At 60.0% G+C, this 12,156-nt stretch carries 9 protein-coding genes and 1 tRNA gene; 4 read left to right on the top strand and 6 right to left on the bottom strand.

The window, feature by feature from the left end:
* Positions 1 to 311 precede the first annotated feature (311 nt).
* The 5 genes from EI291_RS20405 to EI291_RS20385 form a co-directional block, all read right to left on the bottom strand.
* Positions 312 to 716, bottom strand: a complete 405-nt coding sequence (locus EI291_RS20405) for a hypothetical protein (RefSeq protein ID WP_125424135.1) — start codon at positions 714 to 716, stop codon at positions 312 to 314.
* Between the two features lie 37 nt (positions 717 to 753).
* Positions 754 to 2,523: a urocanate hydratase gene (gene hutU / locus EI291_RS20400; protein WP_205701641.1), complete on the bottom strand. Its 1,770-nt coding sequence runs from the start codon at positions 2,521 to 2,523 to the stop codon at positions 754 to 756.
* 977 nt (positions 2,524 to 3,500) lie between these two features.
* Positions 3,501 to 3,576 (bottom strand) — tRNA-Lys (locus EI291_RS20395).
* A gap of 358 nt (positions 3,577 to 3,934) precedes the next feature.
* A complete protein-coding gene (locus EI291_RS20390; RefSeq protein ID WP_125424134.1) occupies positions 3,935 to 5,674 on the bottom strand; it encodes a M3 family oligoendopeptidase in 1,740 nt (579 codons plus the stop codon).
* A gap of 228 nt (positions 5,675 to 5,902) precedes the next feature.
* Positions 5,903 to 7,009, bottom strand: coding sequence for a ferredoxin--NADP reductase (locus EI291_RS20385; protein ID WP_125424133.1), 1,107 nt, complete (start codon positions 7,007 to 7,009; stop codon positions 5,903 to 5,905).
* Between the two features lie 185 nt (positions 7,010 to 7,194).
* Here EI291_RS20385 and EI291_RS20380 point away from each other — a divergent pair, with 185 nt between their 5' ends.
* Positions 7,195 to 7,920 carry a peptidoglycan DD-metalloendopeptidase family protein gene (locus tag EI291_RS20380; protein WP_125424132.1) on the top strand — a complete coding sequence of 242 codons (726 nt, stop codon included), beginning with the start codon at positions 7,195 to 7,197 and terminating at the stop codon, positions 7,918 to 7,920.
* A gap of 78 nt (positions 7,921 to 7,998) precedes the next feature.
* Here the strand turns inward: EI291_RS20380 and EI291_RS20375 are convergent, their stop codons facing one another.
* On the bottom strand, positions 7,999 to 9,213 hold the full coding sequence (locus EI291_RS20375) for an ABC transporter permease (RefSeq protein ID WP_240635619.1): 1,215 nt from the start codon (positions 9,211 to 9,213) through the stop codon (positions 7,999 to 8,001).
* A 51-nt stretch (positions 9,214 to 9,264) separates the two neighbouring features.
* On the opposite strand from EI291_RS20375, the gene EI291_RS20370 reads away from it, so the two are divergent.
* From EI291_RS20370 to EI291_RS20360, 3 genes are all read left to right on the top strand, one after another.
* Positions 9,265 to 10,524, top strand: coding sequence for an exo-beta-N-acetylmuramidase NamZ family protein (locus EI291_RS20370; RefSeq protein WP_125424130.1), 1,260 nt, complete (start codon positions 9,265 to 9,267; stop codon positions 10,522 to 10,524).
* A 109-nt stretch (positions 10,525 to 10,633) separates the two neighbouring features.
* Entirely contained in the window at positions 10,634 to 11,602 is a 969-nt protein-coding gene (fmt, locus tag EI291_RS20365) for a methionyl-tRNA formyltransferase (protein ID WP_125424129.1), read from the top strand.
* Positions 11,599 to 12,084, top strand: coding sequence for a dihydrofolate reductase (locus EI291_RS20360; RefSeq protein ID WP_125424128.1), 486 nt, complete (start codon positions 11,599 to 11,601; stop codon positions 12,082 to 12,084). The genes fmt and EI291_RS20360 overlap by 4 nt, the downstream gene beginning before the upstream one ends.
* The last annotated feature ends 72 nt before the right edge of the window (positions 12,085 to 12,156 follow it).

Genomic DNA, 12,156 nt, shown 5'->3' with positions numbered 1-12,156 from the left:
GGCCCGTACCCGTGAAGCAGTGGAGGCGGCTATCCAAACGGCCGTGGACTGGATTTCCAGCAAGGACGCCAAAGCCTGGTTCAACCATTGCGGCTATCATGTATACCGTTCATGAATCCGCTATATTGGGGTCAGTGACGAAGCTAAGCAGATTACGAATCAATACATTACAGCATCAGCGGCTGCCTCACATCATGCAGATTCATCACCTGTAACCCTACCACGGCGCTAAAGTCACCGACGTTACGGGTGAGCAGAGGCAAGCCGTGGGCTAGGACAGTGGAATATTCTACTGGCCGCCGCTAGTGTTATTAGTGCATTTTACCAATGGCCATTTCTCTCACCTTCTTGGAAGGGTCTGACAAAAGCATCTCATAAACCTGCTTGGCTGTATCTGGCGGCATATCCGGCAAACAACAAGAGGCTCGAAAGCGCACGTTGGCAGACCGATGCTGGCTTAGTTCAAGCCATAGGGAAAGCAAACCCGGATACTCCTTCCCTACCCTTCGCAGCCAGTTCGCTGCTTGCTCCCAAACGCCCGACCCACCAGCTTCAAATGCTTCTTGTAACACTTTGCGCAACTCGATTGAGCTGATTTGCTGGTCTAGTAGATCGTGAACAGCATCAGTCAGATTGCCAACCAGGAAGATATTCCTCTCTCCTTTGACGTGCTGAACCGCACAAGCTTTTTCATGCTCTCGGCCAAATGTGAACATGGTGTACAAGCTTGTGCGGTTCTGCTATTGTCGCTGCCTAAACGAGCTGCCCCGGAATCTTCGCCCCGCGCTCCTCAGCTACCTGCTGGGCCAGCTCGTAGCCGGCGTCGGCGTGGCGGAAGACGCCCATGCCGGGGTCGGTGGTAAGCACGCGGCGCAGGCGCTCGGCTTTTTCGGGGGTGCCGGTGGCTACTATCACCATGCCGGAGTGGGTGCTGTTGCCGATGCCCACGCCGCCGCCGTTGTGCAGCGAAACCCAGTCGGCTCCGCTGGCGCAGTTGGCCAGGGCGTTGAGCAGGGGCCAGTCGGCTACGGCGTCGGAGCCGTCCTTCATGCCCTCGGTTTCGCGGTTGGGCGAGGCCACGGAGCCGCAGTCGAGGTGGTCCCGGCCGATGACGATGGGGGCCGACACTTCGCCGCGGGCCACTAGGTCGTTGATGACCAGGCCGAACTTTTCCCGCTCGCCGTAGCCCAGCCAGCATACGCGGGCGGGTAGGCCGATGAAGGGCACCTTGGCCTGGGCCTTCTCGATCCAGCGGGCCAGCATCTTGTTGTCGGGGAAGGTTTCGAGCAGGGCGCGGTCGATGCGCAGGATGTCCTGGGGGTCGCCCGAGAGGGCGGCCCAACGGAAGGGGCCTTTGCCCTCGCAGAACAGCGGCCGGATGTAGCCGGGCACGAAGCCGGGGTAGAGGAACTGCCCGTTCTCGTCGCGCACCCGCAGGCCGCCTTTTTCGGCCTGGCCGCGCAGGTTGTTGCCGTAGTCGAGGGCCACGGCCCCGCCGGCCTGCATGTCGATGATGGCCTGGCAGTGCTTCACGATGGAAGCCAGGGCCTGGCGCTTGAACTCCTCGGGGTTGTCCTTGCGCAGCTCCAGCACCTGGTCCACGTCGCCCTCGGGGAGGTAGTCCATCAGGTCGTGGGCGGAGGTCTGGTCGGTTACCACGTCGGCCTTGAAGCCCCGGGCCAGCAGCTCGGGCAGCACGGTGGCGGCGTTGCCGGTGAGGCCGATGCTCCAGCCTTTGCGCTCCTGCTTGTACTGTTGCATTAGTTCCAGGGCGTGGTCCAAGTCGCGGGCCTGCTCGTCCACGTAGCCTTCGCGTACCTTCTGCTTCACGCGGGCGTCGATGGGCTCGATGACCAGGCACACGCCGTCGTTCATACTCACGGCCAGCGGCTGCGCCCCCGACATGCCGCCCAGCCCGGCCGTGACGGTAACAGTGCCGGCCAGCGTGCCGCCGAAGTGCTTGTCGGCCACGGCGGCCAGGGTTTCGTAGGTGCCCTGCAGGATGCCCTGGGTGGCAATGTAAATCCAGGAGCCGGCCGTCATCTGCCCGTACATCATCAGGCCCAGGCGGTCCAGCTCGTCGAAGTACTCCTGGGTGCTCCAGGCGGGCACGATGTTGGAGTTGGCGATGAGCACGCGCGGGGCGTGGGCCCAGGTGCGCAACACGCCCACGGCCTTACCCGACTGCACCAGCAGGGTTTCGTCGGCTTCCAGCTCCTTCAGGCTCTTCACGATGGTCTGAAACTCCTTCCAGTTGCGGGCCGCGCGGCCGGCGCCGCCGTACACAATCAGCTCATCGTACACTAGGCTCACCGCGGGGTCCAGGTTATTTTCGAGCATGCGCAGGGCCGCTTCGGCTTCCCAGGTTTTGCAGCGCAGTACATTGCCGTGCTGGGCCTTTACCGTTTCCGTGGGCTTATACTCATAGTACATCGGACGGGAGGCATTCTGGCCGGCGTCGGCCGATTTGCTGGTGGCTTCGAGGTTGAGCTCGGGGGTGTCGAGAGCGGAGTGCTGAGCCATGCGGGCGGGAATGTATCGGGTGGACTTGGGAGCCGGAAGTTATTGTTTTTTACCCGGCTGCAGTGGTGCAATACCCCGAATTTGTACCCTCTGGTCCACATAATTTATCGGTCAAAACCTGGCTTGGGAGGCCAATAAGCCCTGTTCATCTAATAATAATATGGCATTGCTATACCTGAGCCTAGTTTTGCCGTATGAGTCGTCAGACTTCGGTTACCCTTGGCTTTCAGACCTTTTGCAACTTCTACCCTATGCAGCGTTTCTCTACCCTTCTACGCTTTCTGGTTCTCTTTTTACTGTTGGTGCTCGGCGCAGCTAACCGCCCCCAACAAACGCAGTTGCATTTCTCCGACACGATATCCGCCCTGTTGCAAACGGTTCCGCTATTCAAAGGCTAACCGCCGCTTCTTTACTGCTTGTCTTCCCACGCAAAGCCACGCTTTGCGTTTTTTTATGCCCGATTAGTTGTCAAAGTCGCTGCGCAGAAAGTCCACGACACATCATGCTGCACCTGTCGGAAAGCATCAGGCCCGAGCAAATCAGGCCAGTTGAACCGACTGATGTGTTTCGGCGCGCCCAGCGAAACATACTTCCCGGTGGCAAAAAATTTCGTCACATCTTCTGCCCCACGAAATATTCGCCTTTTCATATAGCAGGTTTTATTTGCATATTGCCTTGGCAAATACACCGCTGGTTATGAGTGATATCCTGCAATTCCTGAAAGATGGCCTGCACTGGCTCGGCGACGTGCTGCTGGACGGCCTGCTTGCCGATTTCTTTGCTTGGCTCAGCGACTGGCTGACGGCTTAGGCTGCAGGTGAAATTGTCCCCAGCCCGTCGGCCTCCTCGGCCCCGCCCACTTCGGCGGCAGCTTTCTTCGTCTGTTATCAAGCTGGCCTCCGCCTCCTCGGCCAGCGTTTACTTAATTGCTCGGCAGTAAATAAAAAACCCTCACTACGCTACGCAGTGAGGGTTTTTGGTGATCCCGCTGGGATTCGAACCCAGGACCCATACATTAAAAGTGTATTGCTCTACCAGCTGAGCTACAGAATCGTTTCCGTTCCAGTTGCGGGGGTGCTTTCTGGAAGGGAGTGCAAAAGTAGCGGCAGGAGTTTACGTATGCAACCTATGCACGCATATTTTTACAACAAAAGGCTTTGCAAAACCTCAATTACTTGATTTACAGTCATAAAAATTTGTTACACATATATTTAAAATCGTAGCATGAAGCCGCAAAACTATTTTTCAACCCAACGCAACCTTCGATAGGGTATTTGGATCATCTACCTGCCAACTGCCCTATTCCTGTGTCTGCTGACTGTGCATAGTCCACTAGCTACTTCTATCTGATACGCCAACGGCCGACCGGAAACTCCGGTCGGCCGTTGGTTTTTTTGAAGCAGCTTACTCTTTACAGCCTAGCCATTTCGTCGCGCACGAAATCGGCCAGGGTGCGCAGGTATTCGGTGCTGAAATCGAAGCGGATACCGGCGGCGGCGTAGATCTCGCCGATGGGGGCCGTGTATCCCAGGGCCAAAGCGCGCTGGTACCCCTGGAGCGCGGCCTGCGGGTTCTGGCGGAAGTTGCGCCATACGGCAATGGCTCCCAGCTGTGCCATAGCGTACTCAATGTAATAGAATGGCACTTCGTAGAGGTGCAGCTGTTTCTGCCATAGATAGGGCTTAATCAGCTCCAGCCCCTGCCAGCTCACGGTACGCTGGTTGAACTCATCGAACAGCTGCACCCAGCGCTGATGGCGCTGTTCCTCGGTGTGGGTGGGGTTTTCGTACACCCAATGCTGAAACTTATCGATGGTAGCTACCCACGGGAAGGTTTCCAGTACGCTTTCGAGGTGGGTTTTCTTGGCCCGGCGCAGCTCCTCCGCATTGGGGAAGAACACGTTCCAATGGTCCATACTGATGAGCTCCATGCTCATAGAGGCCAGCTCGGCCACCTCAGAAGGCGGGTGCTTATCGGCGCCCAGCGGCAGGCGGCGCGTGAGGAAGCTGTGCACGGCGTGCCCGCCCTCGTGCAGCATTGTTACCACGTCGCGCAGAGAGCTGGTAGCATTCATGAAGATGAACGGTACGCCGGTTTCGTCGAGGGGGTAGTTGTAGCCGCCGGGAGCTTTGCCCTTACGGCTTTCCAGGTCGAGGTTGCCCATCTGGCGCATGGTGCGCAGGCACTGGCCCAGGAAGGGGTCGAGGCGGTCGAATACCGTTACAGTTTTCTCCAACAGCTCCTCCCCCGTTTCAAAGGGGCGCAGCGGGTCCTCACCGGAGGGGTCTACATCCAGGTCCCAGGGGCGCAGCTCAGCCAGACCTAGGTCCTGCCGCCGCTCTAAGTCGAGGTCATCGATGAGTGGCACCACGGTTTCCCGGATGGCCTGGTGGAAGTTCATCGTGTCCTGAGGCGTGTAATCGAAGCGACCCAGGGCGGCAAACATATAGTCGCGGAAGTTGGCAAAGCCGGCATTTACAGCCACCTGATGACGCAGACCGATCAGGCTAGTGAATAGCTCATCCAAGGGCTGGGAATCCAGGAGTCGGCGCGCCTGAATGGCCCGCCAGGCTTCCTCCCGCACAGCGCGGTCGGGGCTTTTGAGGCGGTCGGCGGCACGGGGCAGCGTTATTTCTTCCCCGTCGAGGGTTACCGTCATGGCCCCGGCAATGGCAGCGTACTGCTGCTGCTGGGTGCTGATTTCGGTTTTGAGCGGAATATTCTCGGCCCGGTAGATATCCAGCGCCTGCTTTACTGAGCGGATAAATACGCGGTAGCGGGCCGGGTCGAGGCCGGGCAGGAACTCCGAGCCCATCATCTTCTCGTTGAGGGCGTGGTCGTAGGGGGCTACGTTGGGCTCTATTTCACTTACGAAGTACTGGAAGGCCTCGCTGCGGCTTTGGTCCTGGGTGTCGCAGGTCATGCGGATGTAGCGCCAGGCGAGGTCCTCGCTGAGCACTGCTTCCAGCTCGGAGCGGTCAAGCAGCCAACGCTCCAGCTCCGCCGCCGAGTGAATTTCCCGTTGCTGCAGCTCCTGAAAGTAGGGTTCGATGCCGGACCATTCGGTTACGGTAAATGCTTCGGGCAGGTAGTGCCGCGGCGGCCGTTGCGTATCAGTTGCCAGGTCGGCCGCGGGAGCGGAGTAGGTCATGGGCGGGAAAAGAGAAATCGAAAAAAAGTAGCCTCGGGGCAAGGCCAAAAGAGTAATACCCCGAATACCGGATGCGGGTTCAGCAGAATTTCGATTCTGCTCTTTTTTGCCAGCTGCCGCGCTGCGCCCAACGACAGCAACTCAACAATGGCCCGCGCAAGAAAGCAAAAGGCCACCGGACTCGTGCAAGTCGGCGGCCTTTTTGGAGGGCAGACGGCACTCCGCTGCTTAGTCTACTTCAATTACCACGTCGTGGGTGAGCGGGTGGCCTACGCAAATCAGCACGTATCCCTGCTTCATTTCGGCATCTGAAAGGCCCTCCCGTTCATCAAGGTGCACTTTGCCGCTGAGGCACTTGCCCCGGCAGGCGGTGCACAGACCGGCCTGGCAGCTGTAGGGCAGGTCGATGTCCTGGTCAAGGGCGGCTTCGAGAATGGTTTGGTTGGGCTCCACGGCAAACTGGTACTCAGCACCTTCATACTGCACCGTTACGGTACGGGTCCTGATGGTGCCGTCGTCCTCGGCCGCCGATACGTCACCGTGGCCGTTGGGCTGGCCGGCGGCCGTTTCGGCCGAGTCGGCAGCAGCCACAAAACTCTCGCGGCGGATGCGGCTGGCGGGTACGCCCAGCAGCTCCAAGGCAGCCTGGGCTTCCAGCATCATGCCCTCGGGGCCGCAGAGGTAGTACTCGGCCTGGGCGGCCGGCACCTGGCGCTGCTCCAGAATACGCAGCAGCGTGGTACGGTTAAGGCGGCCCGTGTGCTTGTGCTCCGTGGCGGGGCGCAGGGGCTGGCTGAACACGTGCTCCACCTGCAGGCGGCCGGCGTACTGCTGCTCCAGCTGCTGCAGCTGGCGGGCAAATATCACCGAGTCCTCGTTGCGGTTGCTATACACCAGCAACACTTGGCTCCGGGGCTCCTCGCGCAGCACGGCTTTCAGCATACTCATGAGTGGGGTGATACCCGAGCCGGCTCCCACCAGCACCACCGAGCGGGTGGCACCGGACTGGGGCGTGAGGGTGAAGTTGCCCAGCGGCGCCATCACATCAATCTGCTGACCCACCCGCACGGTATCGAGCAGGTAGTTGCTCACCAGCCCGCCCGCAACCCGCTTCACCGTCACGGCTAGGCGCGGCGCCTCGCCGGGGGTGCTGCTGAGCGAATACGCCCGGCGCTCCTTTTTGCCGCCCGGGCCGCAGGGCAGAATCAGGGTCAGAAACTGGCCGGGCTGGCTGGCAATGGGCTGCCGGTCGGGCCGCTCGAAGTGAATGGTTACCGCATCGGCGGTTTCCTGGATCAGTTCAACTACGTTCAGCGTCAGGTAAGGGCTACTCATATCGGGAGAATGGAAATCGGAGCAAAAGCGAAACAGGCCGCAAAAATACGGGATTATGTAGCGTAGCGCGTAGGTTGCAGGCGGTACAGTTTTTTGGGATTCCGTTGATTTGCCATTCAAACGCCCCAAATAGTGTTGCCAGCTCCGTATAGCCTGCCACTTCTTTCCCCGATTTCGCTGTTTCTATGTCCGATATCCCCGTTTCTGCCCCACATAGCTCCCCCCTCTCCGCCCTGCTGGAGCGTCACCAGCACGAGTTTCACCCTGTATTGCCCGTTGACCTAAGCGCGCCCGACGTGGCCCGCCTCGATTTCACCGCCGCCAACCCGCTACTCCAGGATGCCGACCTGCGCGATACACCCGCGTTTGAGGAGCTGGTGGCCCGCTTGCTGGCCGCTAAGAATGCGTACATCGGCGTGGGTGGCTACCTCGAAAACCGGGTGATTTACCGCCGCAGCCCCGGCCTGTTCGGCGACCCGGCTGTGCCCGCCCGCTCTTTGCACCTGGGCGTAGATGTGTGGCTGCGCGCTGGTACGCCGGTGCTGGCCCCGCTGCCAGCCGTGGTGCACAGCGTGCAGGACAACGACAACTTCGGCGACTATGGCCCCACCGTCATTCTGCAGCACCAGCTCGAAGACACCACGTTTTACACCCTCTACGGCCACCTCAGCCGCCGCGAAACCCTGCTGCTGCGCCCCGGCATGACGTTGGAATCCGGCGACACGTTCACGGAAGTAGGCCCCGCCCCCGAAAACGGCGACTGGCCCCCGCACCTGCACTTCCAGGTTATTGCTGACCTGGAAGGTCGTTCCGGCGACTTCCCCGGCGTAGGCCTGGTAGCGGAGCGGGAAAAGTGGGCCGCGTTATGCCCTGATCCGAATTTGATCCTGCAGAGCAAGTGGCTGGAGTAGAAACCGCTAAATATTCACTTCCACAAAAAAGGCCCGCTGTTTCACACAGCGGGCCTTCTGTTTAGGTTATTCACCTACTTAATCGAACTTGATGGCTACTACCGGCTTGATACGCGAAATCAGGTAGGTGGGGATGAGCACCGCCAGCAGAGAAGTGAGGAAGGTAGCGGCGTTGAGTACTATAATGATGGTGGGGTCCCAATGAATCGGCACTCGGTCCATGTAGTAGTTCTCGGGGTCCAGCGGGATGGGGTGGAAAAAGTACTGGATGGCACAAAAGCCCAGCCCGATGAGGTTGCCGTAGAGCATGCCTCGCATCGTCAGGCTCAGGCCCCGGAAGAAGAACATGCTCCGGATCTGGTTGTCGGTGGCTCCGATGGCCTTGAGCACGCCAATCATGTTGGTGCGCTCCAGAATCATGATGAAAATGGTGGCCACCATGTTGAACGTCGCCACGAAGATGATCAGAATCAGGAAGATGACCACGTTACGATTCAGCAGCTGCAGCCAGTCGAACAACTGGGCGTACTGGTCGGTAATCTTGTCCAGCTTCAGGTCGTAGCGCAGATTCTCGTAGATGTTGTCCGCCACGGGGTCGAGGCGGTTGAAGTTCCGCAGGGTTACTTCCATACCACCCACCAGCGAGTCGGGCCAGGCGTTCAGCTGCCGGATCTGGCCAATATCCCCGATAACGTAGGCTTCGTCGAACTCATCGAGGCCGGTCTGGTAGATGCCGCTGACGGTGAACTGCCGCACCCGGGGCGGCGTCTGGATAAAGTAAAACAGGGCTTTGTCGCCGGGCTTGAGGCGCAGCTTATCGGCTACTTTACGGGAAAGCAGTACCTCGTTGCTGGCGGCCGTATCGGTGAAGGTGATAAACTTGCCGGCTACCAGGTTCTGGCGCATCGGCGACTTGCTGGCCTTCTCATCAATGCCTTTCAGCACCACGCCCAGCACCTCATCCTTGGTTTTGATGATGGCCGTTTTGCGGGCGAAGGGCTGCATAGACACCACCTGCGGGTTGCGGCGCAGCTCCTGCACCAGCCGCGGCCCGGCAATGGGCTCTACCTCCAGCGAGTTATTGGTATCGTACTTGCTGATCTGCAGGTGGGAGCCGAACGAGAAGATCTTGTTCTGGATTTCGTTGCGAAATCCCTCCAGAATGGCAAACGACACCACCATCACCGCCAGACCCATGGCAATGCTGATGATGGCTATCTTTGTCACCGACGAGGTAAATGACCCGGCATCGGCCCCGTCAATCTTGTTAGATATGTATTGCGAGACGTTCACTGGCGTAAAGCTAGATGAATCCCGGTAGTTTCCCATCCTTCCCGCCCGCCTATGTACTCCATCCTGCCCACGGGCCTGCTCAGCCTGGCCCTGCTCTTTACTGACTGCGCCCGGCCACCCCAATCAGCCACATCAGCCACTGCTTCGGTGTCGGATGCGCCGTTGCGCCAAACGGTAGCCTCGCCGCCGCAGGTGCTGCTGCCCGCCGCCAGCCCCCTGCAAATGGGCGCGGACCAGTTCGATAAATATCTGCCGCTGCTGAAAGGCAAGCGGGTGGGGGTAGTAGTAAACCAGACGGCCCGGGTGGGCTCATCATTCTTGGTAGATACGCTGCTGGCCAAAGGCGTGGGAGTAAAGGTGATTTTCGGGCCGGAACACGGGTTTCGGGGCGAAGCGGCCGACGGGGCCACCATCAAGGATGGCAAAGATGCCCGCAGCGGCCTGCCCGCGCTGAGCTTATACGGCACCACCAAGAAACCGACGCCCGAAATGCTGAAGGATATTGATGTACTGCTGTTCGACATTCAGGATGTGGGGGCGCGCTTCTATACTTTCATCAGCACGATGCACTACGTGATGGAGGCCGCCGCCGAGCAGAATAAGGAGGTGCTAGTGCTGGACCGCCCCAACCCCAACGGCTGGTACGTGGATGGACCGGTGCTGGAGCCGGCGTTTAAAACCTTTGTAGGCATGCACCCCATTCCGGTGGTGCACGGCCTCACAGTGGGCGAGCTGGCCCGCATGATTAATGGTGAAAAGTGGCTGGCCGGCGGCAAGCAGTGCAAGCTCACGGTTATTCCGGTGGCCGGCTACACCCACAGCACCCGCTACGAGCTGCCGGTGCGCCCCTCACCCAACCTGCCCACGGCCCATTCAGTAGCTCTCTACCCCAGCCTGTGCCTGTTCGAGGGTACCGATGTGAGCGTGGGCCGCGGCACGGCAATGCCATTTGAAGTGATTGGCGCGCCCACGCAGCCCAGCACCCGCCCTTACAGCTTCACGCCCAGCCCTAACCCCGGCTCCACCTCCCCGCCCCAGAACGGCAAGCTCTGCTACGGCCAGGATTTGCGGCAAGTGGGCGATATCGGCTTCACCCTGAAATACCTGCTGGACTACTACCAGCAAAGCACCAATAAGGAGAAATTTTTCCTCTCCGACCGGGGCTTCGACCGGCTGATGGGCAACGCCACCGTGCGCCAGCAAATCATGGCCGGCAAGTCAGAAGCCGAAATTCGCCAGGGCTGGGAGCCGGGCCTGACGGCGTACAAGGCCATGCGTAAGAAGTACCTGCTGTACCCGGATTTCAAATAATTCAACCGTCATGCTGAGCGGAGCCGAAGCATCTCTACTGCGGGCAATTAATCGTTAGCCAGAGGTAGAGATGCTTCGGCTCCGCTCAGCATGACGTACTATACTCAACATGACATCACCTCTTCGCATCATTTTCATGGGCACCCCCGAGTTTGCGGTGCCGACGCTGGAAGCCCTGCTGGGCTGGGACGGGTGCCGGGTGGTAGCCGTGCTTACCGCCCCCGACAAACCCGCGGGCCGGGGTCGGCAGCTGCAGGGCTCGGCCGTGAAGCAGGCCGCTGAGGCCCACGGCTTACCCGTGCTGCAACCCACCAACCTCAAGTCGCCGGAGTTTCAGGCGGAGCTGAAGGACTACGCGGCCGATTTGCAGGTGGTAGTGGCCTTCCGGATGCTGCCTGAGGCGGTGTGGAACATGCCGCGGCTCGGCTCCATCAACATCCACGCCTCCCTGCTGCCCCAGTACCGCGGGGCGGCTCCCATCAACTGGGCCCTCATCCACGGCGACACCCAGACGGGCGTGACCAGCTTCTTCCTGCAGCACGAAATTGACACCGGCAACCTCATTTACCAAGATGCCGTGGACATTGCCCCGGAGGATGATTTCGGCTCGTTATACGAGAAGCTGAAAGCAGCCGGCGCGGCGCTGGCCCTGCGCTCGGTGCAGGCCATTGCGGCCGGAGAGGCTCCCAGCATTCCGCAGCAGAACCTGCCGGAGCTGCGGCCCGCCCCCAAGCTCAGTAAGGAAACCGGCCGGCTTGATTTCACCGAGTCGGCACCGGCGCTGGCCAACCGGGTGAGGGGCCTCTCCCCCATTCCCACAGCTTTCACCCAGCTGCCCGACGGCCGCACGCTCAAAATCTTCAAGGCCCAGCCCCTCGATGATGAGGAAGCCAGTGGCCTCGACCAGGGCGGCACGGGCCGCTGGTTCACCAACGGCCGCACTTACCTGCGCATCCAGACCGGCAACGGCCTGCTCGACCTGCTGGACGTGCAGCTGGAAGGCAAGAAGCGTATGGCCATCGGCGACTTTTTGCGGGGCTTCAATACCGATTTACTCACTCCTTCCGCCACCGTATGACCGCACTTGTTGTAGCCGTAGCCGACAACGGCATTATCGGGGGCGAAAACCGCCTGCTCTGGCACCTGCCGCTGGATTTGAAGCACTTCAAACAGCTCACCCAGGGTCATCCGGTGGTAATGGGCCGCAAGACCTACGAGAGCATCGGCCGGCCTTTGCCCAACCGCCGCAACATTGTGGTGACGCGCCAGGCCAACTGGCAGGCTGAGGGCTGCGAAGTGGCGGCCTCCGTACCGCAGGCGCTGGAAATGGCCCGCACCTCCGATGAACAGGTATTTGTGATTGGGGGCGGCGAAATCTACCGCCAGGCCCTGCCCGCCGCTGATGTGGTCTACCTCACCGAAGTACACCATGCCTTCGAGGGCGACGTGACCTTCCCGGACCTGACGGCCAGCGACTGGCGCGAGGAAGCCCGGGAACGGCACGAACCCGACGAAAAACATGCCTACGCCTTCAGCTTTGTCACGCTCCGGCGGCGTTAACTATTCCTCATGCAGCCTAACGAAGGCACTCAGACGAACAGAAAAAGGCCACTCCATTGGAGTGGCCTTTTT

Origin of the sequence: Hymenobacter rigui, assembly GCF_003944715.1 — a bacterium.
GTDB lineage: Bacteria > Bacteroidota > Bacteroidia > Cytophagales > Hymenobacteraceae > Hymenobacter > Hymenobacter rigui.
The sequence above is the reverse complement of the archived record's forward strand: the minus strand, read 5'-3'. Positions and strand labels throughout refer to the sequence as shown.

Excerpts from the sequence above, each read along its gene's own strand:
- hutU (WP_205701641.1), bottom strand. The coding sequence starts at position 2,523 with ATGGCTCAGCACTCCGCTCTCGACACCCCCGAGCTCAACCTCGAAGCC.
- EI291_RS20390 (WP_125424134.1), bottom strand. The coding sequence starts at position 5,674 with ATGACCTACTCCGCTCCCGCGGCCGACCTGGCAACTGATACGCAACGG.
- EI291_RS20385 (WP_125424133.1), bottom strand. The coding sequence starts at position 7,009 with ATGAGTAGCCCTTACCTGACGCTGAACGTAGTTGAACTGATCCAGGAA.
- EI291_RS20360 (WP_125424128.1), top strand. The coding sequence starts at position 11,599 with ATGACCGCACTTGTTGTAGCCGTAGCCGACAACGGCATTATCGGGGGC.
- fmt (WP_125424129.1), top strand. The coding sequence starts at position 10,634 with ATGACATCACCTCTTCGCATCATTTTCATGGGCACCCCCGAGTTTGCG.
- EI291_RS20380 (WP_125424132.1), top strand. The coding sequence starts at position 7,195 with ATGTCCGATATCCCCGTTTCTGCCCCACATAGCTCCCCCCTCTCCGCC.
- EI291_RS20370 (WP_125424130.1), top strand. The coding sequence starts at position 9,265 with ATGTACTCCATCCTGCCCACGGGCCTGCTCAGCCTGGCCCTGCTCTTT.
- EI291_RS20405 (WP_125424135.1), bottom strand. The coding sequence starts at position 716 with ATGTTCACATTTGGCCGAGAGCATGAAAAAGCTTGTGCGGTTCAGCAC.